This is a genomic window from Pseudomonadota bacterium (assembly GCA_016195085.1).
Classification (GTDB): Bacteria; Pseudomonadota; Alphaproteobacteria; order SHVZ01; family SHVZ01; genus JACQAG01.
On sequence record JACQAG010000046.1, the window covers coordinates 24,324 to 49,455 of the forward strand.

The 25,132-nt window shown below is 68.6% G+C and carries 20 protein-coding genes and 1 pseudogene; 16 read left to right on the forward strand and 5 right to left on the reverse strand.

Annotation, left to right across the window (positions count from 1 at the left end; genetic code table 11):
* Positions 1 to 13: 13 nt before the first annotated feature.
* A complete protein-coding gene (locus HY058_14205; protein ID MBI3498449.1) occupies positions 14 to 1,006 on the reverse strand; it encodes an ABC transporter ATP-binding protein in 993 nt (330 codons plus the stop codon).
* Positions 1,007 to 1,173: 167 nt separating this feature from the next.
* Here HY058_14205 and HY058_14210 point away from each other — a divergent pair, with 167 nt between their 5' ends.
* Together HY058_14210 and polA are read left to right on the forward strand one after the other, a co-directional pair.
* On the forward strand, positions 1,174 to 1,356 hold the full coding sequence (locus HY058_14210; protein ID MBI3498450.1) for a zinc-finger domain-containing protein: 183 nt from the start codon (positions 1,174 to 1,176) through the stop codon (positions 1,354 to 1,356).
* A 361-nt stretch (positions 1,357 to 1,717) separates the two neighbouring features.
* Positions 1,718 to 4,567, forward strand: coding sequence for a DNA polymerase I (gene polA, locus HY058_14215; protein MBI3498451.1), 2,850 nt, complete (start codon positions 1,718 to 1,720; stop codon positions 4,565 to 4,567).
* A 344-nt stretch (positions 4,568 to 4,911) separates the two neighbouring features.
* On the opposite strand, the gene HY058_14220 is transcribed toward polA, so the two are convergent.
* From HY058_14220 to HY058_14230, 3 genes are read right to left on the reverse strand one after another with little or no spacing between them, the layout of a single operon-like run.
* Complete coding sequence (locus HY058_14220) at positions 4,912 to 5,637, reverse strand: DUF2470 domain-containing protein (protein MBI3498452.1); 726 nt, start codon at positions 5,635 to 5,637, stop codon at positions 4,912 to 4,914.
* 15 nt (positions 5,638 to 5,652) lie between these two features.
* Positions 5,653 to 6,384, reverse strand: a complete 732-nt coding sequence (locus HY058_14225; GenBank protein MBI3498453.1) for a CbtA family protein — start codon at positions 6,382 to 6,384, stop codon at positions 5,653 to 5,655.
* Between the two features lie 30 nt (positions 6,385 to 6,414).
* Complete coding sequence (locus HY058_14230; GenBank protein ID MBI3498454.1) at positions 6,415 to 6,609, reverse strand: CbtB-domain containing protein; 195 nt, start codon at positions 6,607 to 6,609, stop codon at positions 6,415 to 6,417.
* A 201-nt stretch (positions 6,610 to 6,810) separates the two neighbouring features.
* Here HY058_14230 and HY058_14235 point away from each other — a divergent pair, with 201 nt between their 5' ends.
* From HY058_14235 to HY058_14275, 9 genes and pseudogenes are all read left to right on the forward strand, one after another.
* Positions 6,811 to 7,509, forward strand: a complete 699-nt coding sequence (locus HY058_14235; GenBank protein ID MBI3498455.1) for a response regulator transcription factor — start codon at positions 6,811 to 6,813, stop codon at positions 7,507 to 7,509.
* Between the two features lie 232 nt (positions 7,510 to 7,741).
* Positions 7,742 to 9,433 carry a stimulus-sensing domain-containing protein gene (locus HY058_14240; GenBank protein MBI3498456.1) on the forward strand — a complete coding sequence of 564 codons (1,692 nt, stop codon included), beginning with the start codon at positions 7,742 to 7,744 and terminating at the stop codon, positions 9,431 to 9,433.
* Complete coding sequence (locus tag HY058_14245) at positions 9,433 to 9,858, forward strand: HPr kinase/phosphatase C-terminal domain-containing protein (protein ID MBI3498457.1); 426 nt, start codon at positions 9,433 to 9,435, stop codon at positions 9,856 to 9,858. The genes HY058_14240 and HY058_14245 overlap by 1 nt, the downstream gene beginning before the upstream one ends.
* 10 nt (positions 9,859 to 9,868) lie before the next feature.
* Entirely contained in the window at positions 9,869 to 10,810 is a 942-nt protein-coding gene (gene rapZ, locus HY058_14250) for an RNase adapter RapZ (protein ID MBI3498458.1), read from the forward strand.
* 53 nt (positions 10,811 to 10,863) lie between these two features.
* Positions 10,864 to 11,274 carry a PTS sugar transporter subunit IIA gene (locus tag HY058_14255; GenBank protein ID MBI3498459.1) on the forward strand — a complete coding sequence of 137 codons (411 nt, stop codon included), beginning with the start codon at positions 10,864 to 10,866 and terminating at the stop codon, positions 11,272 to 11,274.
* Between the two features lie 11 nt (positions 11,275 to 11,285).
* Positions 11,286 to 11,573: an HPr family phosphocarrier protein gene (locus HY058_14260; GenBank protein MBI3498460.1), complete on the forward strand. Its 288-nt coding sequence runs from the start codon at positions 11,286 to 11,288 to the stop codon at positions 11,571 to 11,573.
* Positions 11,563 to 13,332: a phosphoenolpyruvate--protein phosphotransferase gene (gene ptsP / locus HY058_14265; protein ID MBI3498461.1), complete on the forward strand. Its 1,770-nt coding sequence runs from the start codon at positions 11,563 to 11,565 to the stop codon at positions 13,330 to 13,332. The genes HY058_14260 and ptsP overlap by 11 nt, the downstream gene beginning before the upstream one ends.
* 170 nt (positions 13,333 to 13,502) lie before the next feature.
* Positions 13,503 to 14,748 (forward strand): annotated as a pseudogene (locus HY058_14270) (adenosylhomocysteinase).
* A 435-nt stretch (positions 14,749 to 15,183) separates the two neighbouring features.
* A complete protein-coding gene (locus HY058_14275; GenBank protein MBI3498462.1) occupies positions 15,184 to 17,124 on the forward strand; it encodes a PAS-domain containing protein in 1,941 nt (646 codons plus the stop codon).
* Positions 17,125 to 17,130: 6 nt separating this feature from the next.
* Here the strand turns inward: HY058_14275 and HY058_14280 are convergent, their stop codons facing one another.
* Positions 17,131 to 18,150, reverse strand: a complete 1,020-nt coding sequence (locus HY058_14280) for an NAD(P)/FAD-dependent oxidoreductase (protein ID MBI3498463.1) — start codon at positions 18,148 to 18,150, stop codon at positions 17,131 to 17,133.
* 211 nt (positions 18,151 to 18,361) lie between these two features.
* Between HY058_14280 and tsaE the strand changes: the two genes are divergently transcribed.
* The 5 genes from tsaE to HY058_14305 form a co-directional block, all read left to right on the forward strand.
* Positions 18,362 to 18,844 carry a tRNA (adenosine(37)-N6)-threonylcarbamoyltransferase complex ATPase subunit type 1 TsaE gene (gene tsaE, locus HY058_14285; GenBank protein MBI3498464.1) on the forward strand — a complete coding sequence of 161 codons (483 nt, stop codon included), beginning with the start codon at positions 18,362 to 18,364 and terminating at the stop codon, positions 18,842 to 18,844.
* Positions 18,837 to 19,853, forward strand: a complete 1,017-nt coding sequence (locus HY058_14290) for a phosphotransferase (GenBank protein MBI3498465.1) — start codon at positions 18,837 to 18,839, stop codon at positions 19,851 to 19,853. The genes tsaE and HY058_14290 overlap by 8 nt, the downstream gene beginning before the upstream one ends.
* Positions 19,850 to 20,566 (forward strand): NTP transferase domain-containing protein, encoded by a 717-nt coding sequence (locus tag HY058_14295; GenBank protein ID MBI3498466.1) that lies wholly within the window; start codon positions 19,850 to 19,852, stop codon positions 20,564 to 20,566. The genes HY058_14290 and HY058_14295 overlap by 4 nt, the downstream gene beginning before the upstream one ends.
* Entirely contained in the window at positions 20,563 to 23,556 is a 2,994-nt protein-coding gene (gene addB, locus HY058_14300) for a double-strand break repair protein AddB (protein MBI3498467.1), read from the forward strand. Before HY058_14295 ends, addB begins: the two co-directional genes overlap by 4 nt.
* The coding region (locus HY058_14305; GenBank protein ID MBI3498468.1) for a UvrD-helicase domain-containing protein at positions 23,553 to 25,132 on the forward strand (1,580 nt) is incomplete at its 3' end. The genes addB and HY058_14305, both read left to right, overlap by 4 nt.

The following is a 25,132-nucleotide window of genomic DNA, read 5'->3' on the forward strand; positions in this document are numbered from 1 at the left end:
CTTCTTCTTAAACTTAAGCGTTCGGGCGGGTGCCGCGGGTGAGCTGCAGGAACACGTCTTCGAGGTCCGACTCCTCGGTCGAGAGATCGAGGATGGCGAGCCCGGCCGTGCGTGCGGCATCGAGGATTTGGCCGACCGCGGCCTCGCTCGGCTTGTAGTGGAGGACGAGGCGCCTGGGGCCGGTGAGCGCCGCACCGAGACGGGCCAAGGTCGCCGGCACCGCCGCCAAGTCCTCGGCCAAGGTCAAGGTGAGCGTCTTCGAATCGAGCCGGCGGAGCAGCGTCGCCGTCGGCTCGTTGGCGATGAGCCGGCCGTGATCGATGATGGCGATGCGCTCGCAGAGCTGCTCCGCCTCCTCGAGATAGTGCGTGGTGAGGAGAATGGTGACACCCTCGCGGTGCAGTCTCCGCACATAGTCCCAGAGCTGCTGCCTCAGCTCCACATCGACCCCGGCGGTGGGCTCGTCCAAGACCAGGATCGGCGGCGAATGCACCAGCGCCTTTGCCACCAAGAGCCGGCGGCGCATGCCGCCCGACAGCGTGCGGGCATAGACACCCGCCTGCTGGGTCAGGCCGACCGCTGCCAGGATCTCATCGGTGCGCCGCTCGGCCTTGGGCACGCCATAGAGCCCGGCCTGCAGCTCGAGCTGCTCGCGCGGGCTGAAGAAGGCATCCAAGGTCAGCTCCTGGGGCACCACGCCGATGGCGGCGCGCGAGCGGCGTGGATCCCGGTCGATGTCGATCCCCCAGACGCTGACCTCGCCCGCGGTCTTCAAGACCAGACCCGCCAGGATGTTGATCAGGGTCGACTTGCCGGCCCCGTTCGGCCCCAGGAGGCCAAACAGGCTGCCCCGGGGGATGGCGAGGTCGACACCATCGAGCGCCACCTTGCCGGTGCCCGTCTTGCCGCCGCGGTAGCGCTTGGTGAGGCCCCCGACCCGGACCGCATGATCGGGCGGTGCGGTTCGGGGGGTCGATGGGTGCGGGTGGCCGGTGTCGAGCGGCATCAGACCTCGGGGCTAGGGAACCGCCCCGGCAGCTTGTCACCGGCCGCGGCCGATCCTCGAAGCCAGCTTCGGGGAGGTTGGTGTTGGGCGCGGCGTTGAGTATCATCCCGCGGTTCGCCGGGTCAAATCCCGGCGCAAGGTTTCGCGGGAGCGCATGGGGTATGGGAATGCCGGCAGCCGAGGTCATCCTGGTTGAAGAGCGGGTGTTTTCCTGCGACGGCGGCGACGGCCCCTTGGGCCACCCCCGGGTCTTCCTCAACCTCGGCGACAAGGGCGAGATCGATTGCCCCTATTGCGGCCGCCGCTATGCCCTGAAGGCCGGCGCCGCCGCCCACGCCGGGGCGCATTAGACCCAGCAAGCCTCCTGTCCCGCTGTCCCAGTCCCGGGCACGCGCAGGGTGGGACAAGCTTGGAGCGCACCCCTAAAGCGAGACACGGGGGGTGTCTCACGGTCCCAGCGCCGGGCGCGCCGGCAACGGGACGCACTGACGCCGGCGCCGGCGCTTCTTTCCCTCTTATTTCGTTTATTTCGTCACCCCCGGGGAGGTTCAAGGAGGGGGTGATCCTCACCCCCTCCTAAATCCCACCCCCCACTTGATCCGGGGGTCCACTCTGCGCGCGTACGATGGACCCGCGGGTCAAGCCCGCGGGTGACGGAATAGAGAGGCTGAGGGGGTGTCGGTCGTCGCAGGCTCGCTATATCCTCCCGGCATGACCACCCACTCCAAGACGAAGACGCCCGCCGCGGCCTCCGCCGCCACGGCGCCCATCGAGCGCCTCTATCTTGTCGACGGGTCGGGTTACATTTTCCGCGCCTTCCATGCGCTGCCGCCCCTGACCCGCGCCGACGGGACCCACGTGAACGCCGTCTACGGCTTCACCCAGATGCTGATGCGCCTAATTCAGGACATGCGTGCCGATCACTTGGCCGTCATCTTCGATGCCGGGCGCAGGACCTTCCGCAACGACATCTATGCCGAGTACAAGGCGCATCGCCCGGAGCCGCCGCCGGAGCTGATCCCGCAATTCGCCCTGGTGCGCGAGGCGACGCGCGCCTTGAACGTGCCGGCGATCGAGCAGCCCGGCTACGAGGCCGACGATCTCATTGCCACATATGCCGCCGAGGCGGCCAAGCGCGGCGCCAAGGTCACCATCGTCTCCTCGGACAAGGATCTGATGCAGCTCATCGCCGAGGGCATCGAGATGCTGGATCCGATCAAGAACAAGCGGATCGGGCCCGAGGAGGTAAAGGAGAAGTTCGGCGTCGGCCCGGACAAGGTCGTGGACGTGCAGGCGCTGGCCGGCGATTCCACCGACAACGTGCCGGGCGTGCCCGGTATCGGCGTCAAGACGGCGGCGCAGCTCATCATCGAATATGGCTCGCTGGAGACGCTCTTGGAGCGTGCCGGCGAGATCAAGCAGCCGAAGCGGCGCGAAGCATTGCAGCAGAACCGCGAGAAGGCATTGATGTCGCGCCGGCTGGTGGAGCTCGACCGCAAGGTGCCGGTCGAGCACGACCTCAATGAGTTCGCGGTCAAGCCGCCGGATCACGCGACACTCATGGCCTTCTTCCAGGCGCAGGAGTTCAAGCGGCTGATCCAGCGCCTGGAGGCCGAGCACCTGGATGGCGGCGGCGCCGCGGCGGTGGCGGCTTTGGGCGAGGGGACGCAAGGCGAGCCGGCACCGGCCGCCTCGGGCGAGCAGAAACCGGCAGAGCGCAAGTACGAGCTGGTTCAGGATGTGGCGCGTCTGCAGGCGTGGATCCAGCGCGCCTTCGCTCAGGGCGTGGTCGCCGTCGACACCGAGACGACGGGGTTGGATGCAACCCAGGCCGAGCTGGTCGGCGTGTCGATGGCGCTTGGCGCCGGCGATGCCTGCTACATCCCCCTCCAGCACAAGCAGAAGGGTGCGGGCGGGCTCGATCTGGGCGACCAGGGTCAGGCCCCGAAGCAGATCGCCCTGGAACAGGCGATCAAACGGCTGAAGCCGCTCCTGGAAGACCCGGGCGTCCTCAAGATCGGGCACAACATCAAATACGACGCCATGGTGCTCCATCGCTACGGCATCGATCTCTCTCCCCATGACGACACCATGCTGATCTCCTTCGTGCTCGAAGCGGGCCTGCATGGCCACGGCATGGATGAGCTCTCGGAGCTGCATCTCGGCCACAAGACCATCACCTACGAAGAGGTGACCGGCACCGGCAAGGCCCAGATCGGCTTTGCCGAAGTGCCCCTGGAGCGCGCCCTCGACTACGCCGCCGAAGATGCCGATGTGACCTGGCGTCTGCATCAGAGCCTGAAGCCGAGGCTCATCGCCGAGCATCTGTTGACCCTCTATGAGACCATCGAGCGCCCGCTGGTGCCGATCCTGGCCGAGATGGAAGCGGCCGGGGTCAAGGTCGATCTCGACAGCCTGCGCCTCTTGTCGCGGGAATTCGGGGCCAAGATGGCGACCATCGAAGCCGAGGCCTATCGGCTGGCGGGCCGCGAGTTCAATGTCGGCTCGCCCAAGCAGCTGGGCGAGATCCTGTTCGACGAGCTGAAGCTCACCGGCGGCAAGAAGGGCAAGACCGGCGCCTACTCGACGCATTCCGACGTGCTGGAGCAGCTCGCCGACGACCACCCCTTGCCGGCGAAGATCCTGGAGTGGCGGCAGATCGCCAAGCTGAAATCCACCTATGCCGACGCGCTGGTCGAAGAGCTGAACCCGCAGACCGGGCGCATCCACACCTCGTTTGCCATGGCCGGGGCGGCGACCGGAAGGCTCTCCTCCACCGATCCCAATCTGCAGAACATTCCGGTGCGCAGCGAAGAGGGCCGCCGCATCCGCCGGGCCTTTGTGGCCGAGCCCGGGCACAAGCTGCTCTCGGTCGACTACTCGCAGATCGAATTGCGCTTGGTCGCCGAGATCGCCGGCGTCGATCAGCTGAAGAAGGCCTTCCGCGACAATCTCGACATCCATGCGCTGACCGCCTCGGAAGTCTTCGGCGTGCCGCTGGCCAAGATGGACCCGGTGACCAGGCGCAAAGCCAAGGCGATCAACTTCGGCATCATCTACGGCATCTCCGCCTTCGGGCTTGCCCGCCAGATCGGCGTCGAGCAGAAGGAAGCGGCCGACTACATCAAGAAATACTTCGAGCGCTACCCCGGCATCCGCCAATACATGGAGAAGATGCGCGAGACCGCGCGGCAAACGGGCTACGTCACCACCCTCTTCGGCCGCCGCTGCCATCTCCGCGGCATCAACGACAAGAACCCGGCGATGCGCGGCTTCGCCGAGCGCCAAGCGATCAATGCGCCCATCCAGGGAACGGCTGCCGACATCATCAAGCGGGCGATGATCCGCGTGCCCGGCCGGCTCGCGCGTCAGAGCCTGAAGGCCCGCATGCTGCTCCAGGTGCATGACGAGCTGTTGTTCGAGGTGCCCGACGCCGAGGTGGAAGCGACCTCGGCCGTCGTCCGCGCGGTGATGGAGGGGGCGACCCAGCCCGCACTCACCCTCTCGGTGCCGCTGGTCGCCGATGTCGGCGTCGCCGACAACTGGGCCGCCGCGCATTAGAGAATAGGAATTTTCACCACAGAGACACGGAGGACACGGAGTCGGAATTCGATTTTATGCGCGCTTCGCGCGCCAGATCCCTCTCTTCTCCGTGCTCTACTGTCTCCGTGGTGAATTCTCGTCCTTGCGATCTCGGTAATAGTCGGGTGCGCGCCGCGAATTAACGGCGTCGACTCCGTTGCTCCGTTCCCTAGGAACAATGCGCGTTAGAGTCTGATCCGATGGCGTGGATCCCCCTCACCCAGCTTCGGCTAGGCTCGGCTTCGCCTCGCCAAGTCTTCGCAACCCTCTCCCCCATTGGGGGAGAGGGTAAGGTGAGGGGGTGATCCTCATCGGATCAGACACTAGCGGGCGCGGGCGGCTTTCACCAGGCGCACGAGGGTGGCGCGCGCCGTCTCGGGGTCGCTGATCGGCTCGTCGAATTGCAAGCGTGCGACCTCGCCCTCGCGCCTCAAATCGCATCCTTCCCGATCGATGCCGGTCATGCGCCAGCCGGTGCCGGCGCGCGCCAGCAGGCGCTCCGCGTAGAGATCGAGGGCATCGGCGTGGTCCGCATTCATATGCCGGACGATTTCGCTCTCGTGCGCCAGCAATGCCGGTGCGGCCTGGCTCAGAACCTTGGACCCTTCCACCCACCGGATGCGGCCGAAGCCGGCCACCAGATGCACCCGCTCCACGCACATGGCATAGACGTTGAAGTCATGGAACGCTTCATAGGCGCAGGCATCGGGATGGCGGGAAAGAAAGCGCTGGCGATGGCGCGGCTCGGCGGATTTCGCGATCGTGCCGATGAGCGTCGCGCGCGCGCCGGCGAGCGGCTCGGCCAGGCCCTGGGTCGCATCGACCAGCAGCGATGCCTGGGGCTCGGCCAGCAGATTCTTGGTGTGCTCGGCCAGATCGGAGATCATGAGGAGCGGGCTGGCGTCGTGGTCGACGGCCAGCAGCACCAGCGAGACATAGGGTCTGGCCTTGCCTTTGAGCGTGGTGGCAAGCGCGCCCCGATCGGCGGCGCGCAGCAGACCGCGCGCGGTCACGGCCATGGAAAGGGCGTCGCTGCCGGCGGATGGCATCCGGCGACCTACGGTTCAGTCCCCGGGTTGCGGGGCCAAGCGGACGAAGAAATGCGCGGCGAGCCCACCCAGCACCAGCCAGAACACCAGCGCGGTCGCCAGCGAGGCGATGGCGAATTCCAGGGCGAGGCCGGGCGGGATCAAGGCCGTGCCCTGGGCGGTGGGCGCCCCCACCACATGGGGAACGGCCAGGAGGAGGAGCCCGGCCAGCTTGTGCGGCCAGCGCGGAGCGAACACGGCAACGGCAAGGCCGAGGACGGTGCCGGCAACGGTGCCCAGCCACCAGAGCTGGCGGAGCACCAGATCGCTCTCAGCCGCACCCGGCGGGGCGGGGGGCAACCCCAAGCCCGGCGCCAGCGCGAAGGCGGCAAATCCGCCCAGACCCCACAGCAAGCCCCGGCGCCAATCGAGCCGCCGGCCGGCAAGCGCGAAGGCGGCCACCAGCAAGAGGGCGAAGCCGATGCCGCTGATGGTGTTGGCGAGGACCGTATAGGCGATGCGCTCGACGCCGTCGGCCGGCTCCCAGACGTCGCCTTCAGAGGCGGCAGCGGCGCCGTGCGAATCGATCACGCCGGCCGGTCCGTGGCCGCCGATCATTTGGCCGGAAGGGGCTTGGGCGCCGGCGGCCTCCTCATAGGTCTCGGCAAGCTGGATCAGCGGGATCACCCGGGCCCGCTGGGCGAGCGAGACGACCAGCCCCGCGATGGTGCCGGCGATGAGGGCGGTCAGCAGAATGCGACGAAACATGGGGCGGGGCGCCCGATCTCTGGCAAGGGCTCAATGGCAGGGGAAGGCGAAGGCGTGCCGGGCGTCGTGGGCGGCGTTGTGCAAGAGCGAGGGGTAGGCGAAGCCGGTGCCGTACAGCAAAAACAGCCCAAGCACCGCCGCCGACAGCACGGCGGCAAGCGAACGCTTGACGGTGGCAACCGGGCGGGGCTGGAGGGCGAGGGAGAGGGCGCGATCTTGGGCCATGGCAGGGTAATCCCGATATTTTGCTAAAGTGAGACGGGCGACCGGCAAGCAGGCATTCCGGAGCGGCCCCATGCTAACCTGCGGCTTGGGAGTGCGTCCACCTGTGCCTACATTGGAGTGAATTCAATGGGGCTGCCGCAATCTCGCCCATAATTGATGGCTAGTCTCGAACGCCGCGTCACCAGCGAGGAAGGTCTCTCCGTGCGCAACACCATCGCGCTCGTCGACGACGATCAGAATATCCTGACTTCGGTCTCCATGGCGCTCGAGGCCGAGGGCTTCGAGGTCAGAACCTACACGGACGGCGATTCGGCCCTGAAGGCGATCACCCATCGGCCGGTGGACCTGGCGGTCCTCGACATCAAGATGCCGCGCATGGACGGCATGGAGCTGTTGTCGCGCCTGCGCAAGAACTCGGCGCTCCCGGTCATCTTCCTCACCTCCAAGGACGAGGAGGTGGACGAGGTCCTGGGCCTGCGCATGGGTGCCGACGACTACATCCGCAAGCCCTTCTCCCTCAGGCTCCTGATCGAGCGCATCCGCGCCTTGCTCCGGCGCCAGGAGCAGGTCAAAGGCCAGGGCGAGGGCGCCAGCGATGCGATCCTCGCCCGGGGCCCGCTGATCCTCGACCAGCAGCGCCATCAATGCAGCTGGAATGGCCAGCCGGTGGCGCTCACGGTCACCGAGTTCCTGATCCTGAAGGCGCTCGCTCTCCGCCCCGGCCACGTCAAGAGCCGCGACCAGCTGATGGATGCCGCCTATGGCGAATCCATCTATGTCGACGACCGCACCATCGACAGCCACATCAAGCGGCTGCGCAAGAAGTTCAAGGCGGTCGACAATGGCTTCCAGCAGGTCGAGACGCTCTACGGCGTCGGCTACCGCTTCCGGGAAGTTTAGAGCGCGTGTTCCGATGATGGCATCACCCCCTCACCCTGCCCTCTCCCCCAGCGGGGGAGAGGGTTGCGAAGGGTTGGCGTGGCGCCAGCCACGCCTTACCCGGTCGGGACGGTTGGGGACGGATCCTCCCGTCCCCAACGCCCGCGCCGGAAGGATCCGGCGCGGACGTCCCCGACGGGTGAGGGGGATTCCGCGTCATCGGAATTCGCTCTAGCCGGCACGGCTGACCGCCATGTCCGTCGATGCTGCAGCCCGCTTGGCGCCGAGCGCCCAAGGTGCCCAACCGGAGGCGGCATCCGCACCAGAAGCGGCCGTCCGCAAGCTGCCGGCGCGCCGCCGCCGCCGCCGCTTCTCGCCGATTCTGCTGCGGGTGCTCGTCGTCAATCTGCTGCCGGTGCTGCTGCTGGCCGGCGGCGTGCTCTATCTCGACCGCTATCAGCAGAGCCTGATCGAGAGCGAGCTCGACTCGCTGGCGGTGCAGGCCGACCTCATCGCCTCCGCCATCGGCGAGAGCGCGGTTACGACCGAGCCGGAGGAGGTGCAGCACCTGGCGACCGACACCGCGCGCCAGCTGGTCCGCCGGCTGGTGGCGAACTCGCCCAGCCGGGCCAGGCTCTATGGACCGACGGGCGAGCTCGTCGCCGACAGCCGCCTGCTGGTGACCCAAGGCGGACTGGTGCAGATCGAAGTGCTGGCGCCCCTGACGCCGAGCGACCCGGTCCGCGTCTTCCTCGACCGCACCTACAATTGGATGTTCGACTGGCTGCCTCGGCGCGGCGAGCTCACGCTCTACACCGAGGCGCCGCTGCAGCGGGCCGAGCACTACGAGGAGGCGCGCTCGGCCTTGCGCGGCCAGCCCAGGCAGATGGTGCGGCTCTCCGCCTCGGGCGAGCTGGTGCTGAGCGCGGCGGTGCCGGTGCAGCGCTACCGCGAGATCCTGGGCGTGCTCATGCTCTCGATCGAGACCGGCTGGATCGACGATGCCGTCCGCTCGGTCCGCTTCGACATCCTCCGGGTATTCGGCGTGGCGCTCGCGGTCACCATCCTCCTGTCGTTCTACATGGCGGGCACCATCGCCCGGCCGATCCGCCTCCTGGCGCTGGCGGCCGAGCGGGTCAGAACCGGCCACAGCCGGCAGAACGCCATTCCCGATTTCAGCCACCGCGGCGACGAGATCGGCGATCTCTCCGCCTCGCTGAAGGCGATGACCGAAGCCTTGTGGGCGCGGCTCGATGCGATCGAGCGGTTCGCTGCCGACGTGGCGCATGAGCTGAAGAACCCGCTGACCTCGGTTAGGAGCGCCATCGAGACCGCCGTCCGGCTCAAGGATCCCGAGCAGCAACGTAAATTAATGGCGCTGGTGCTCGAGGACGTGCAGCGCCTCGATCGGCTCATCAGCGACATCAGCCAGGCCTCGCGGCTCGACAGCGAGCTGTTGCGCGCCGAGTTCGAGGAGGTCGAAATCGGGCGGATCCTGGCAGCACTGGTCGACGTGCATGGCGCGACCAGGGCGCCCGACGCCCCACGTCTGGTCCTCGAAGAAGGAGCCGGCGCGGATCTTGCCGTGCGTGGCATCGAACGGCGCCTGGTGCAGGTCTTCCGCAACCTCATCGTCAACGCCCTCTCCTTCAGCCCGCCGGAAAGAACGGTCACGCTCGCCGCGTCTGGCAATGCGGAGGAGGTGATGGTGACGGTTGAGGACGCTGGGCCCGGCATTCCCGAGGGCAAGCTCGACAGCATCTTCGAGCGCTTCTACAGCGAGCGGCCGAAGGGCGAGAAATTCGGTATCCATTCCGGGCTCGGGCTCAGCATCTCCAAGCAGATCGTCGAGGCCCATGGCGGCGGCATCCAGGCCCAGAACCGGCGTGACGCCGAGGGCCGCATCAGCGGAGCCAGGTTCGTGGTCCGCCTGCCCCGGCGCTGATGGCCGATCTCTTCGTGCATGCGACATCGGTGGCGATCGGCGGCCGGGCCGTGCTGCTGACCGGGGCTCCCGGCGCCGGCAAGTCCGATCTGGCCCTCCGGCTGATCGACCGGGGGGCAAGCCTGATCGCCGACGATCAAACCCGATTGGTTAACGTGAACGGCCGGCTCATCGCCCGGGCGCCGCCCGAGATAAGGGGCCTGATCGAGGTCAGGGGCCTAGGGATTGTGGCGGTTCGCACCACGGACGAGGCGCCGGTGGCGCTTGCCGTCGATCTCGTCCGCCCGGAGCTCTTGGAGCGGCTGCCGGAGCCGGAATGGGTGGATTTCCTGGGGGTTCGGGTGCGGCGCATCAAGCTCGCGGCCTTCGAGGCTTCGGCAGTGGCGAAGCTCCATCTTGCGGTGCACACAGAGTCGGACAGATAATGCGCCCCCCATGCCACAACCCGTCGCGACCGTTGCCATCGGCCCCCAATCGGCCGAGCCTGCACCTGCACACCAGACCCCCAATCGGCGGGTGGTGCTGGTCACCGGGCTGTCCGGGGCGGGCCGCAGCTCCTGCCTGAAGGCGCTCGAGGACATCGGCTACGAGGCGGTCGACAACCTGCCGCTGGCCCTCCTGCCGACCTTGCTCGCCGGCGCCGGCGATCCCGACCAGGCGCGACGGCCGATCGCGATCGGCGTCGACATCCGCACCCGCGACTTTGCCGTCGAGCCCTTCATCGCCGAGCTCGGTCGGCTGAAGCAGCTCCCCGACTGCGAGGTGCAGCTGTTGTTCCTTGATTGCGATGCCGACGTGCTGGCGCGGCGCTTCACCGAGACCAGGCGCCGCCATCCCTTCGCCCTCGACCGGCCGCTCGCCGACGGCATCCAGCTGGAGCGCCAGCTGGTCTCGCCCTTGCGCCTGCAGGCCGATCTGGTGCTCGATACCACCCAGCTCGGCCCCGCCGATCTCAGGCGCATCCTGTGGAGCGCCTTCGTCCTCGACCAGAAGAGCGGCGTGGCGGTCGCGGTCACCTCCTTCTCCTACCGGCTGGGCCTGCCCCGGGAGGCCGACCTCGTCTTCGATGTGCGCTTTCTCGACAACCCGCACTACGAGCCCAATCTCAGGCCGCTCGACGGCCGCGATCAGCTTGTGGCCGCCCATGTCGCGGCCGATCCCGACTACAAGCCGTTCTTCGCCTCCCTCACGCGGATGCTGGAGCCCCTGCTGCCGCGCTTCTATGCCGAGGGCAAGAGCTACCTCACCATCGCCGTCGGCTGCACCGGCGGACGGCACCGCTCCGTGTTCGTAGCCGAAGAGCTCGCTGCCTGGCTCAAGGACAAGGGCCAGCTGGTGAGCCTCTTTCACCGCGACGTGGATCGCGGCTCGGCTTAACGCCACCCATATCATCAATAGGCTTTGAGGACTTCGATGAGGAAATTCGTCCGATGATCGGCTTGGTCTTGGTCACCCACGGCCGTCTGGCTGCGGAGCTGATCGCGACCTTGGAGCACATTGTCGGTCCGCAGACCTGCGTGACCGCCGTGTGCATCGGTCCCGAAGACGACATGGAAGAGCGACGGCGGGAGATCCTGGACCGGGTCGCCGAAGTCGATTCCGGCGAGGGCGTGGTGCTGCTGACCGACATGTTCGGCGGCACGCCCTCCAATCTGGCGATCTCGATCATGGACAAGGCCAAGGTCGAGGTGATCGCCGGCGTCAATCTGCCGATGCTGATCAAGCTCGCCAAGGTGCGTGCCAATGAATCGCTGGAGCAAGCCGTCGCCAGCGCCCAGGAGGCGGGACGCAAATACATCAACGTCGCCTCGCGGCTGCTCAACGGAGAGAAGAAGGCGTGACCGAGAGGTCGTTGCCGGAGGCCTTCGTTCAGCGTTTCGAGCGCAGCGTCACCATCGTCAACCAGCGCGGCCTCCATGCGCGCGCGGCCGCGCGCTTCGTCAAGCTCGCCGAGGGCTTCGTGGCCGAGATCACCGTGTCCAAGAACGGCAGCACCGTTTCCGGCCGCTCGATCATGGGCCTCATGATGCTGGCGGCCGGGCCCGGCTGCTGCATCGATATCCGGGCCGAGGGTGCGGATGCGGAAGTAGCGGTCGCGGCGCTGGCCCGTCTCGTCGAGAGCAAGTTCGATGAAAGCTGAGGGGCGCTCCGGCGAGCGGCAGTTCGAGGGCGTCGGCGTCGCGCCGGGCATCGCCATCGGGCTGGCGCACCGCATCGAGTCGGGCGAGCTGCCGGTTCCGGAATACACCATCGAGCCCGATCAGGTCGGCGCCGAGAAGGAGCGCTTCGCCGACGCGGTCGCCCGCGCGCAAAAGCAGCTGCGCAAGCTCAAGACCAAATGCGCCGGCATCCCGGGTGCCGCCGGAGAGGAGCTGGGCTACCTCTTGGATGCGCATCTGCAGATGCTGACCGGATCGCGCCTGGTGCGCGGCGTGGTCGAGCGCATCGAAGGCGATCGGCAGAATGCCGAGGCGGCGGTGCGCGCGGTGATCGCCGACATCGCCAAGGGCTTCGCGCGCATGAGCGATGCGTATCTGACCGCCCGCATCGAGGACATCCGCGAGGCCGGCAACCGTCTCATCCGGCAGCTGACGAAGACCCCCTACAAAGCCTTGCACGGCCTGCCTCCCGGCGCGGTGATCCTGGCCGAGGAGCTGACGCCCGCCGATACGGCCCTCCTGGACCCGAGCAGCGTCGCCGGCTTCGCCACCGTGCTGGGCGGTGCCGAAAGCCACACCGCCATCATGGCGCGCTCCTTGGGGCTGCCGGCCGTTCTGGGTTCCGCCGATCTCTTGACCAGCGTGCGCGGCGGCGAGACCGTGGTGGTCGACGGCAATGCCGGCCGCGTCGTCGTCGATCCCGCACCGAAAACGCTGGCCCAATACCGACGGCTCCGGGCGGCCTGGCTGCGCGAGCAGGCAACGCTCGCCGGTTTCGCCGACCTGCCCGCCGTCACCCGCGACGGCCATGTGGTGGTGCTGCAGGCCAATCTCGAGCTGCCGCGGGAGGTGAAGGGGGTGATCGCGTCCGGCGCCGGCGGCATCGGCCTCCTGCGCACCGAGTTCCTGTACATGAACCGGGACGATCTCCCCGGCGAGGACGAGCAATACGCCATCCTCCGCGGCATCGTCGAGGCGATGGGCGAGCGCCCGGTGACGATCCGCACGCTTGATGTCGGCGGCGAGAAGCTCGCCTATTCCCTCGGGCCCCATATCGGGCAGAGCACCAATCCCGCGCTCGGCTTGCGCGCCATCCGCTTGAGCCTGATCGAGCCCAAGCTCCTGGAGGCGCAGCTGGGGGCGATCCTCCGCGCCGGCGCCCACGGCAAAGTCAGGGTGCTGCTGCCGATGATCTCGACCGTCTCCGAAGTGAGGCGCGTGCGCGAGATCATGGAGCAGGTGATCCGGCGGCTGAAGCGGCGAGCCGTCAGGATCGCCGATCCGCTGCCGCCGCTCGGCGTCATGATCGAGGTTCCAGGGGCCGCCTTGTCGGCCGATGCCTTGGCGCTGGCGGCGGACTTCTTCGCCATCGGCACCAACGACTTGACCATGTACACTCTGGCCATCGACCGCGCCGACGACCAGGTCGCCCATCTCTATAATCCGCTGCATCCAGCCGTGCTCCGCCTGGTGCAGTTCGCGGTCGAGGCCGCACTCCGCGCGCATATACCCGTCAGCGTCTGCGGCGAGGTGGCGGGCGATCCGCGCTACACCGCGCTGCTCTTGGGCTTGGGCGTGCGCGAGCTGTCGATGGCTCCCACCAGCCTGAGCCGGGTGAAGCGCCGGGTGCGCCACCTGGAGCTGGTGGCGGCCACGCAACGCGCGCGTGCCATCATGGAGCAATGGGACGAAGCGCGCATCTCCGAGCTCCTGGACGAATTCAACACCGGTGAACATTAGAGGAGTGATCTTGGGGCCTTACCCCTTGCCGCTCCCCCGTCTGCTTGCTACAAGCCCGCGCGCCTCAACGCCTTGCCGATTCGCTCGCCCCGGGGAGGGTCGGGGATGGGGTGATCCTCACCCCCTCCCAAAGTCCACCCCCCTACCCATTTAGGTCGAGGAGATCCTCCATGTCCGTCGCCGCCAAAGCCGCCGCCGCCGACTACAAGGTGAAGGACCTGGGATTGGCGGATTGGGGCCGCCGCGAGATCCGGATCGCGGAGACGGAGATGCCGGGCCTGATGGCGACCCGGGCCGAGTACGGCAAGGAGCAGCCCTTGAAGGGGGCCAGGATCGCCGGCTGCCTGCACATGACCATCCAGACCGCGGTGCTGATCGAGACCTTGGTGGCGCTGGGGGCGGAGGTGCGCTGGTCGTCGTGCAACATCTTCTCCACGCAAGACCATGCCGCTTCCGCGATCGCCGCGGACGATCTTCGGGCCGGCGGGCTGGCGCCCGAACATGATCCTGGACGATGGCGGGGATCTGACCCAGGTGATGCACGAGAAGCATCCTGAGCTGTTGAAGGAGGTGCGCGGCATCTCGGAGGAGACGACGACGGGGGTCAGGCGGCTCTACGAGATGGCGAAGGCGGGGAAGCTCTTGGTGCCGGCGATCAACGTGAATGATTCGGTGACGAAGTCGAAGTTCGACAATCTCTACGGCTGCCGGGAGAGTTTGGTGGACGGGATCCGGCGGGCGACCGACGTGATGCTGTCGGGGAAGGTGGCCGTGGTGTGCGGGTTCGGCGACGTGGGCAAGGGCTCGGCGGCGAGCTTGCGGAACGCCGGGGCGCGGGTGATGGTGACCGAGGTGGATCCGATCTGCGCCTTGCAGGCGGCGATGGAAGGCTACCAGGTCACGACCATGGAGGATGCGGCGTCGGTGGCCGACGTGTTCGTGACGGCGACGGGCAATGTGGATGTGATCCGGCTGGAGCACATGCGGGTGATGAAGGACCGGGCGATCGTGTGCAACATCGGGCACTTCGACAGTGAGATCCAGATCGCGAGTTTGCGGAACTACAAGTGGGAAGAGGTTAAGCCGCAGGTGGACGAGGTGGTGTTCCCGGACGGCAAGCGGCTGATCGTGCTGGCGAAGGGGCGGCTGGTGAATCTCGGCTGCGGCACCGGGCATCCGAGCTTCGTGATGAGCGCGTCCTTTACCAACCAGGTGATCGCGCAGATCGAGCTGTGGCGGCACCACGCGACGTATCAGCGACAAGTCTACGTGCTGCCGAAGCATCTGGACGAGAAGGTGGCCTCCCTGCACCTGGCCAAGCTCGGCGCCAAGCTGACCCGGCTCTCGGCTGAGCAGGCGGCCTATATCGGCGTCGCCGGCACCGGCCCCTTCAAGCCCGATACCTACCGGTACTAGCAAAGGCCGGACGCGGGCGCCCGGGTGCCGATCGACGGTTCCCTTGCGGTCTTGATCGCCGCTCTGCTCGCGGCCCTCTTCCTACTCTGTGTTTGGCTCGCGTGGCGGCTCGCCGCTCTTAAGCGCGATGCGCGCCGGCGCGTGAACCAGGTGCGGCTCAGCCAGGATGTCATCGCCGCCGCCCCGGGCGGGGCCTGCCTCTGGCATGGCAGCGAGCGGCGCTTCGAGATGACCGCCACACTCCGCGATCTCCTGGGCTTGGCCCCGGACGCGGGCTGGCCTCGGCTGCTGGCGTCCTTCGTCGAGGCCGACCGCGCCAGCCTCGAGCAATCCGTCGGCGCGCTCGCGGCCGAGGGCGCCGGCTTTACTCTCATCCTTGCCTGCGAAGACGGCCGCGGCCTCGCCGTCACCGGCATCAGGCCTAGGGATGCCGGCATGGGGGCGCCGGATATCCTCTGGTTCACCGATGCGAGCGCGTCCGTCGCGCTGGAGGCCGCGCGCACCCGGCTCGAGCGCGAGCGCGACGGCGCCCGGGCGCTCCTCGATCTCCTCCCCTGGCCGATCTGGCGTCGCGGCCGCGACGTGGTGCTCGCCTGGGTCAATCGCGCCTATGCCGACACCCTGGGCGTTTCGCGCGAGACCGTGCTGAGCCAGTCGAGCGCGCTGGTCAGCGCTGCAGCCGAGGCGCGGGCCCTGGCGGAGCGGGCGCAACGCACCGGCCGGGCGCAGAGCGAGAGCCATTCGGTCGTGGTCCGCGGGCAGCGGCGGCTCCTCGACGTGACCGAGCAGCCGATGGCGGGCGGCGAGCTCGCCGGCTACGCCGAGGACGTGACCGTGGTTGCCGAGACCCAGGACGAGCTGGCCCGCCATGTCGCCGCCCATGGCGAGGTGCTGCAGCGGCTGGCGACCGCGCTTGCGATCTACGGCAAGGACAAGCGGCTGAAATTCTACAACGCCGCCTATGTCAGGCTCTGGCGCCACGATCCGCGCTGGCTCAAGGGCGAGCCCAGCCTGGCCGAGGAGATCGAGGTGCTGCGCGAGCGCCGCCGGCTGCCGGAGTACTCCGACTTCGCCCAGCACAAGCAGCAGCGGCTCAACCTCTTTACCCAGCTGATCGAGCCGGTGGAAGAGCTGATGCACCTGCCGGACGGCACCACGCTGATGATGACGGTGGCGCCGCATCCCTTCGGCGGCCTCGTCTTCACCTATGAGGATGTGACCGACCGGCTGGCGTTGGAGAGCTCCTACAACACCCTCATCGCCGTCCAGCGCGAAACCCTCGACAACCTCAACGAGGCGATCGCCGTGTTCGGCAGCGATGGCCGGCTCAGATTGACCAATCCGGCCTTCGCCCAGCTCTGGAGCCTGCCGCCGCTGTTGGCGCCCGGGACCCATGTGAACGACCTCGCCAGGCGCATGGGCCTGGCGCTCGCGGGTGCCGATCCGGGTGACCTCGCCGCCGACCCCGAGGCCGCGCGCGAGCCCTCGGGTGCGCGCATCGAGCGCCAGGACGGCCGGGTCGTCGACTATGGGCGCGTGCCGCTGCCCGACGGCGCCACGCTCATGATCTATCAGGACGTGACCGACACCACCCGCGTCGAACGCGCGCTGCGCGAGCGCAACGCCGCCCTGGAGACCGCCGATCGCCTGAAGAGCGAGTTCATGGCGAACGTGTCCTACGAGCTGCGCACGCCCTTGAACGCCATCATCGGCTTCTCCGAGCTGTTGACCCATCAGCTTTTTGGGCCCCTGAACGAGCGCCAGCTCGAATACACCCAGGCGATCGTCTCCTCGTCCTCCGCCCTGGTGACACTCATCAACGACATCCTCGATCTGGCGTCGATCGAGGCCGGCTACATGACCCTCGAGCTGAATCCTGTCGAGATTCGTCCGCTGCTGGTGGGCCTGGCCAGCCTGGTGCAGGAGCGCGCCCGCAACCGCGAGCTGGTGGTCGCGGTCGAATGCGGCGACGACATCGGCAGCCTCAGAGCCGACGAGCGGCGCCTGAAGCAGGCCCTGTTCAATCTCTTGTCCAACGCCCTCAAATTCACTCCCTCCGGCGGCCGCGTCACCTTGGCCGCCAGGCGCCAGGGCGCCATGGTGGCGTTGTCGGTCTCCGACACCGGTGTCGGCATTGCGGAATCCGACCGCGAACGGGTATTCGACCGCTTCGAGCGCGGCCAGCAATCCGGCCGCGCCGCCGGCGCCGGACTCGGCCTCTCCCTCGTGCGCAGCCTGATCGAGCTGCATGGCGGCGAGGTGACGCTCGACTCGGCGTTGGGCCAAGGGACCACCATCACCTGCCTGGTGCCGGCCGATGGACCGGCCGATGCCGACGCGGCGGCACCGGCGAGCTCCGGCGCCGCTGCCCCCTGAGGAGCTTCAGGACGACGCCGGGATTCCCTGCGTGGTCGAGTACTCGAAGTGGAAGACCTCGCCCGGGAAGACCAGGGGCCGGATCGCATGGGCGGCGAGCGCTGCCTCGGCGAAGCCGGAGAGGATCAGCTTGAGCTTGCCCGGATATGTCGCAATGTCGCCGATGGCGAAGACGCCGGAAGCATTGGTGCGGCAGGTGGCCGGGTCGACGGTGATGTGGTTGCGCTCGAGGTTGAGGCCCCAGCTCGCGATCGGTCCCAGATTCATCGACAGCCCGAAGAACGGCAGCAGCACGTCGGCTTCCAGCCGCCGCCTTTCGCCGTCGAGGGTGGCCACCACCACGCCGGTCACCTGCCCGTTGGCGCCTTCGACGTCGGCGAGCTGGTACGGCACCACCAGATCGAGCTTGCCCGCATCGCTCAAGGCCTTGAGGCGGGACTCGCTCTCCGGTGCCGCGCGGAACTTCGGTCGCCGATGCACGACCATGACCCGTTCGGCGACCTCCGCCAGGGACAAGGCCCAATCGACCGCCGAATCGCCGCCGCCGGCAATCACGATGCGTTTGCCGCGGAAATCCTCGCGCCGCTTCACCAGATAGAAGACGCTCTTGCCCTCGAACGCCTCGATGCCGGCGAGCGGCGGTCGATTGGGTCCGAAGGCGCCCACACCGGCGGCGATGACGAGTGCCCGCGCGCCGATGCGAAGGCCGGAGGCGGTCTCGAGCTGCCAGCCTTCCGCCATGGCCGTTGCCTTTTGCACCTGCTGGCCCAGGTGATAGGCGGGCTTGAACGGCTGGGCCTGCTCCACCAGGCGGTCGACGAGCTCTGCGGCGTCGATCCGGGGATAGCCCGGAATGTCGAAGATCGGCTTCTCCGGGTACAAGGCTGCGCATTGCCCGCCCGGCACATCCAAGGCGTCGATGACATGCGCCTTCATCTTGAGCATGCCGCATTCGAACACGGCAAAGAGTCCGACGGGCCCGGCCCCGATAATGGCGACATCGGCTTTTTGATCGGTGCTGGGCATCGGGGCTCCGCGAAATGAGGCGCGCTCGAGAATCGCCGCTAACATGACCATGCCGCAGGGAGCCCGCAACCCCGGGCGTGGCCGAGGGCGATTCTCACGCTTTTCCGCGGCGCCGGGGCGACGCCCAGCGTCGATTCCGCCGGTGCGGCGTCCCGGTTGCGGCGGGATGGGGGCGAAGGCTACAAAGCCGCACGCGATCCATGATCCCTCGATGGTAGCCACGGCTGTTTCGGCCTTCGCCCTCACCCTGCCCGACCTGGCAGCCACGATGGCGCTTGCCTTCCGTCTGGCGCCGCTTGCCCGGATGGGCGACGTGATCACGCTCGCGGGCGAGCTCGGCGCCGGCAAGACCAGCTTCGCGCGCGGCTTCATCCGGGCCCGCGGCGGCGAGGACGAGGTGCCGAGCCCCACCTTCACCTTGGTGCAGGAGTATGCCCTGGCGAGCGGCTTGGTCTGCCATTTCGATCTCTACCGGCTGGCGCGGCCGGAGGATGCCTACGAGCTCGGCATCGAGGAGGCGTTCGCCGAAGCCATCAGCCTCATCGAGTGGCCGGATCGGCTCGGGCCCCTCCTGCCGCCGGATCGCCTCGATCTCAGCTTCAGCTTCGGGCGCGAGCCGGACGCGCGGGGCTTGCGCGCCGACGGCGGCCCGAGCTGGCTCGAGCGGTTGGCAAAGGCGGGGTTCCATGGCTGAGACGCGGGAGCGGTCGGCAGCGCTTCAGGCCTTTCTCGAAGCCTCGGGCTGGGGTGCCGCGGAACGGCGGCCGCTTGCCGAGGACGCCTCCTTCCGCCGTTATGAGCGGCTCGAGCGCGCCGGCAGCACGGTGGTGCTCATGGATGCGCCGCCGCCCATGGAAGACGTCAGGCCTTACCTCGCCGTGGCCCGGCGCCTCGACCGGCTCGGCTACAGCGCGCCGGCGATCATCGCCGAGGACACCGAATGCGGCTTTCTGCTGATCGAGGATTTCGGCGATGACACCTACACCAGAGTCCTGGCGGCGGGCAGCGATGAGCGAGCGCTCTATGCGCTCGCCGTCGACCTCTTGATCGACCTCAACCGCCGGCCGGCCGACATTGCCCGTGGGCTTCCCCGCTACGAGGCGACGATCCTGATCGAAGAGGCGCTCCTGCTCATCGATTGGTACATGCCGGCGATTGGGGGTCCGCCACCACCCGCGTCGGTGCGTCAGGCTTATCGCGCTGCTTGGATGACGACGCTGGCCGCACTCCGGCCGATGCCCACCACGCTCGTGCTGCGCGACTATCACGTGGACAATCTGATGGTGCTCGCCGATCGGGGGGGCTTGCGCGCCTGCGGGCTCTTGGATTTCCAAGATGCGGTCGCGGGCCCGATCGGCCATGACTTGGTGTCGCTGCTCGAAGATGCCCGCCGCGACGTGCCCGCTTCGCTGCAGCAGGAGATGTTCGTGCGGTATTTGGCCGGCATGGGCGGCCTCGACCGCGAGGCGTTTGCCGCCGCCTACGCCGTTCAGGGCGCGCAGCGCAACCTGCGCATCGTCGGCGTCTTCGCCCGGCTCTCGGCGCGCGACGGCAAAGGCGCCTATCTCCGTTATTTGCCGCGCCTGTGGCGGCTCATCGCCGGCAATCTCGCCCATCCGGCGCTGGCGCCGGTCGCCCTCTGGTTCCGCGAGCATCTGCCGCCGACGCGGCGCGGCATTCCCTGCGAGCGGGTGCCGGCATGACCGCGGTTGCCACTGCGCTCATCGTCTCGACCGAGCGCCAAGCGCATGCGGGTCCGATCTTCGGCTCCTTGCCCACGGCTCTGGTCACCGTGCAAGGGCGAACCGTGATCGACCGCATTCTGGATCGGCTCGAGGCGTTCGGCGTCGAAAGCGTCGCCGTCGATGCTGGCGCCTCCAAGGAGAGCCTCGCCGCGCATCTCTCGCGACGCACAGAGCCGCGCATCAGCGTGATTGCGGCGGACGCCGAACCGATCTCGGCGGCGCTCGCACATTTGGGCGATGGGCCGTTCTTCGTGATCAGCAGCGATGCCTTTTGGTTCGACGGCTATCGCCCGGCCTTGCGCCGCTTGGCCAATGCCTGGAGCGACGAGCGCTTCGATGCGGTGATGCTGCTGCATTTGACGCCCCATGCCGTCGGCTATGCCGGCATGGGCGACTATCTCGTGGATCCCTTGGGCGTGGCCAAGCGCCGGCCCGAGCGCGAGGTCGTGCCCTACGCCCACACCGGCGTGCAGCTGGTGCATCCGCGGCTGTTTTGCGAACCGAGCCAGCACTTCTCCATGCTGCCGCGGATCTTGAGCGCGGCGGAGGAAGCCGGACGGCTGGGCGGCGTGGTCCATGACGGCCTGTGGTTCCAGCTCGCGAGCGCGGCCGATCTCGAGGTTGTCGAGGGCAGGTTCCGCCGCGGCGAGGTCCAGTACGGGCCGGGATGACCCGGACTTCCCCGAAGCTGTTCACCATCCGGCCGGGCTTGCCGTTTCTGGATGCGCTCGCGCAGGGATTGCTCGACCGAGCCGGCGGCGACAGGCTCAAGCTCGCGGCGACGACCGTTCTGCTGCCGACGCGTCGCGCCTGCCGAGGCTTGATCGAGGCGTTTCTGCGCCGTTCGGGCGATCGCGCCATGCTGCTGCCGCGGCTGACACCGATCGGCGATGTGGATTCCGCCGAGCTCGATCTGGCATCGGCGGAGGACACCGGTCTCGGCGCCGCCCTCGACCTGGCGCCGGCGATCTCGGAGACCGAACGTCACCTGCTGCTGACCCGCCTCATCCTCGCCCGCGGCGGCGAGGAGGGAACCGGACCCAGCAGCGCCGATCAGGCGGCTCGCCTGGCGGTCGAGCTCGCCCGATTCTTGGATCAGGTGGAGACCGAAGGGCTCGCCTTCGACGCGCTTGCCGGCCTGGTGCCCGCCAACTATGCCCGCCACTGGCAGATCACGCTGGAATTCCTCGGCATCCTGACACGAGCCTGGCCGAGGATCCTGAAGGAGCGCGGTTGCCTCGATCCGGCCGAGCGTCGGGTTCGTCTCCTCGCCCTCCAAGCCGAGGCCTGGCGGAAGCGGCCGCCGGCGACGGCGGTCGTCGCCGCCGGTTCCACCGGCAGCGTGCCGGCGACCGCGTCCCTGCTCGAGGTGGTGGCCGGATTGCCCGAAGGGGCGGTGATCCTCCCCGGCCTCGACCCCTCGATCGATGCCGCCACCTGGGAGGCGATCACCGCCGAACCCACCCACCCGCAGCACGGTCTCGCGCGCCTGCTGGCCCGCTTCGAGCGGACGCCGGATACGGTCCTGGACTGGCCGGCAAGGGGTATTGCCGGCTCGCCGGCGCCGCGGCTCCGTCTCTTGGCCGAAGCGCTCCGTCCGGCCGCCACCACCGAGGCCTGGCATGACTTGCCCGAAGACGCGGCCGCGGGCACCGCCGGTCTTCGGCGCATCGATTGCCCGGGCCCGCAGGAAGAGGCGGGTGTGGTCGCTCTCTTGCTGCGCCACGCCTTGGAAATCCCCGGCCGCACCGCCGCCTTGGTCACGCCCGACCGCGGGCTTGCCCGTCGGGTCGTGGCCGAGCTCAGACGCTGGGACATCGCCATCGACGATTCCGCCGGCACGCCGCTCGCCGACACGGCACCCGGCGCCTTTCTCCGGCTCATGCTCGACGCCGCGGTTCAGGGCCTGGCGCCGGGCGCCTTCTTGGCGCTCCTCAAGCATCCGCTCGCCAGCGGCGGCGCCGAGCCGGCGCGGTTTCGCGAGGCGGTCCGCCGGCTGGAACGCGCGATCCTGAGGGGCCCGCGTCCCGATGAAGGCTTCGACGGCCTCTATCGCGCGCTCGCGGAAAACGCCGACATCGATGCAGACTTGCGGGCCGCTCTCCTCGGCTTGCTCGAAGGCCTGGAAGCAGCGCTCCGTCCGCTCATCGCCGGACTCGGCGAGGACCGCATGGAGTTTGCCTTGCTCCTCGACCGCCACCTGGCAGCTTCCGAGGCCCTGGCGCACACGCCAGCGCAGGCCGGCGCCGAGCGGCTATGGGCAGGGGAAGCGGGGGAGGCGGCAGCCGAGCTCATCGTGGAGCTTCGCGCCGCAGCCCCTTCCATGGTGGCGATCCGCGGCGGCGACTATCCCGGGCTGTTTCAGACCTTGATCGGCCGTCGGGTGGTGCGCCCGCGCTACGGACGCCATCCGCGCCTCCACATCTGGGGGCCGCTCGAAGCGCGTCTGCAGCGCGCCGACCTCATGATCCTGGGCGGCCTGAATGAAGGCGTGTGGCCGCCGGAGCCGCAGGCGGATCCCTGGCTCAGCCGGCCGATGCGCGCTGCGTTCGGCCTGCCTTCGCCGGAGCGGCGCATCGGGCTCTCCGCCCATGATTTCCTCGAAGCCGCCGCCGCACCCGACGTGGTGCTGACGCGAGCCCGGCGAAGCGAGGGCACTCCCACCATCCCCTCGCGCTGGCTCTTGCGCCTGGAAGCCGTGCTCGAGCGCTTGCAACGGCCGCATGCGCTCGATGCCGAAGGCGAATGGCTCGGCTGTCGGGACGGGCTCGACCGGCCGGCTGGGTCCGTGCAGATGCCGCCGCCCATGCCCCGGCCGCCGGTGCATCTCAGGCCCCGTCGTCTGTCGGTCACCCAGATCGAGACCTGGATGCGCGATCCCTATGCGATCTATGCCCGCCACATCCTCCATCTGAGGTCGCTCGATCCCGTCGAAGCCGATCCGGGGGCGGCCGATCGCGGCCGCTTCATCCACCAGGCGATCGACGCCTTCCTCAAGGACTGTCCGGGCGCGCTGCCGCCCGACGCCCTCCCGCGTCTCATCGCCCATGGGAATGCAGCCTTCGCGCCGGCGCTCGCCCGTCCCGGCGTGTGGGCGTTCTGGTGGCCGCGCTTCGAGCGCATCGCTGGCTGGTTCCTCGAAGCCGAACAGGCACGCCGCGGCGCCATCGCCATGACCCAGAGCGAGGTCTTGGGCGCAATCGAGCTCGCCGGCCCGGCGGGCCCGTTCACGCTGACGGCCAAGGCCGACCGCATCGACCGGCTGAAGGACGGGCGTTTGGAGGTGATCGACTACAAGACCGGCCAGTCGCCCGGGCCGGCCGAGGTCGAGCAGGGCTATGCTCCGCAGCTGCCGCTGGAGGCGCTTATCGCCGAGGCCGGTGCCTTCGCCGGCGTGCCCGCCGGGCCCGTCGCCGAGCTTGCCTATTGGCGGCTTTCCGGCGGCGAGCCCGCGGGCGAGATCAGGCGCATCGGCGGCGAGGCGCCTAGCCAGCTCATCGCCGAGGCTAAAGCCGGCCTCATGCGCCTCATTGCCATCTATGACGACCCCACCACGCCCTACGCCCCACGCCCGAACCCGGCCTCGGCCCCGCGCTACAGCGACTATGAGCATCTCGCCCGGGTGAAGGAGTGGTCCTCGGGCGATGGCGGCGAGACATGAGCGTCGCAGCCGATCTCGAGCAGGATCCGACGGCGCGCCAACGCCGCGCCGCCGATCCCAAGGCCTCGGTCTGGGTTGCGGCTTCCGCCGGCGCCGGCAAGACCAAGGTGCTGACCGACCGGGTGCTGGCGCTCCTGCTCGAGGGCACGCCGCCATCGCGGCTCCTGTGCCTCACCTTCACCAACGCCGCAGCCGCGGAGATGTCGACCCGCATCGCCCACCGCCTGGCGACATGGGCGACGGGGATCGCCGCCGACGTCGATGGCGACGTCGCCGCCGTTCTCGGTCGCCCGCCCGAGGACGCGGTCAGAACCCGCGCCCGCCAGCTCTTCGCGCTGGTGCTGGAAGCTCCGGGCGGCCTCAAGATCCAGACCTTGCACGGCTTCTGCCAAGCGCTTCTTAAGCGTTTTCCGCTGGAGGCGGCCGTCGCTCCGTATTTCGAGCTGGCGGACGAGCGCACCGCGCTCGAGCTGCTGGCGGCGGCGCGCGATCACGTGCTGAACGAGGCCCGTGCCGGCCACGACCGGGCCTTGGCCGCGGCGCTGGCCGAAGTGACGGCGCAGGCGAGCGAGTTCACCTTCGATGAGCTGATGGCCGAGGTGGCGCGCGAGCGCAGCCGGCTCCAGCGCCAGTTGGATCAGGCCGGCGGGAGCGAGGCGCTGATCGCTCTCGTCTTCCGGCGATTGGGCGTCGAGCCGGCGACGACCGTCACCGACCTGATCCGGGCGGCGGGCGCCGAGGGCGCCTTCGATGGGCCGGGGCTCCGTGGTGCGGCGCGGGCGCTTTCGACCGGCAGCGATCGCGATCAAAGCCGCGGGCAGGCCTTGGCGGTGTGGCTCGCCCGCTCACCGGCGGAGCGTGCCCTCGGGCTCGCGACCTATATCGACCTGTACCTCACCCGCGAGCAGACGGTACGGGCCACACTCATCACCAAGAAAGCCGAGGCCGCCGATCCCGCTTGTTTGTCCGCCTTGCAGGCGGAGGCGGCGCGGCTCTCCACATTGATCAAGCGCTTGAACGCCCGCCGCGTGGCGGATGCGACCGCGGCGCTGATCCGGCTCGCGGGGACCATCCTCGGCGCCTATCGCACGCGCAAGGCGGCGAAGGCGCTCCTCGACTATGACGATCTCATTCTGATCGCACGCGATCTCCTCGAGCGTCCCGGCGTGGCCCCTTGGGTCTTGTTCAAGCTCGATGGCGGCATCGACCACATCCTGATCGACGAGGCGCAGGATACCAATCCCGAGCAGTGGCAGGTGGTGGCAGCCCTCGCCCAGGAGTTCTTCGCCGGCGAAGGGGCGCGCGAGGTCGAGCGCACCGTGTTCGCGGTCGGCGACGGCAAGCAATCGATCTTCAGCTTTCAGCGCGCCGATCCCGCCGGCTTCGAGACAATGCGCCGGCATTTCGCCGCGGCGGTCGCCGGGGCCACGCGGCGTTGGGACGAGGTCGAGCTCGATACCTCGTTCCGCTCGGTGGCTCCGGTGCTGCAGGCGGTGGATGCGGTCTTCGCCGACGCCGCCGCCGGCGACGGCGTCGTGCCCTCGGGCCAGGTTCCGCACCACCGCGCCCACCGGCA

Coding starts and splice junctions, on each gene's coding strand:
- HY058_14225 (MBI3498453.1), bottom strand. CDS start 6,384: ATGTTTCGTCGCATTCTGCTGACCGCCCTCATCGCCGGCACCATCGCG.
- HY058_14210 (MBI3498450.1), top strand. CDS start 1,174: ATGCCGGCAGCCGAGGTCATCCTGGTTGAAGAGCGGGTGTTTTCCTGC.
- HY058_14245 (MBI3498457.1), top strand. CDS start 9,433: ATGGCCGATCTCTTCGTGCATGCGACATCGGTGGCGATCGGCGGCCGG.
- HY058_14230 (MBI3498454.1), bottom strand. CDS start 6,609: ATGGCCCAAGATCGCGCCCTCTCCCTCGCCCTCCAGCCCCGCCCGGTT.
- HY058_14275 (MBI3498462.1), top strand. CDS start 15,184: ATGGGGGCGCCGGATATCCTCTGGTTCACCGATGCGAGCGCGTCCGTC.
- HY058_14205 (MBI3498449.1), bottom strand. CDS start 1,006: ATGCCGCTCGACACCGGCCACCCGCACCCATCGACCCCCCGAACCGCA.
- HY058_14255 (MBI3498459.1), top strand. CDS start 10,864: ATGATCGGCTTGGTCTTGGTCACCCACGGCCGTCTGGCTGCGGAGCTG.
- polA (MBI3498451.1), top strand. CDS start 1,718: ATGACCACCCACTCCAAGACGAAGACGCCCGCCGCGGCCTCCGCCGCC.
- HY058_14220 (MBI3498452.1), bottom strand. CDS start 5,637: ATGCCATCCGCCGGCAGCGACGCCCTTTCCATGGCCGTGACCGCGCGC.
- addB (MBI3498467.1), top strand. CDS start 20,563: ATGACCCGGACTTCCCCGAAGCTGTTCACCATCCGGCCGGGCTTGCCG.
- HY058_14240 (MBI3498456.1), top strand. CDS start 7,742: ATGTCCGTCGATGCTGCAGCCCGCTTGGCGCCGAGCGCCCAAGGTGCC.
- HY058_14295 (MBI3498466.1), top strand. CDS start 19,850: ATGACCGCGGTTGCCACTGCGCTCATCGTCTCGACCGAGCGCCAAGCG.
- tsaE (MBI3498464.1), top strand. CDS start 18,362: ATGGTAGCCACGGCTGTTTCGGCCTTCGCCCTCACCCTGCCCGACCTG.
- ptsP (MBI3498461.1), top strand. CDS start 11,563: ATGAAAGCTGAGGGGCGCTCCGGCGAGCGGCAGTTCGAGGGCGTCGGC.
- rapZ (MBI3498458.1), top strand. CDS start 9,869: ATGCCACAACCCGTCGCGACCGTTGCCATCGGCCCCCAATCGGCCGAG.
- HY058_14280 (MBI3498463.1), bottom strand. CDS start 18,150: ATGCCCAGCACCGATCAAAAAGCCGATGTCGCCATTATCGGGGCCGGG.
- HY058_14290 (MBI3498465.1), top strand. CDS start 18,837: ATGGCTGAGACGCGGGAGCGGTCGGCAGCGCTTCAGGCCTTTCTCGAA.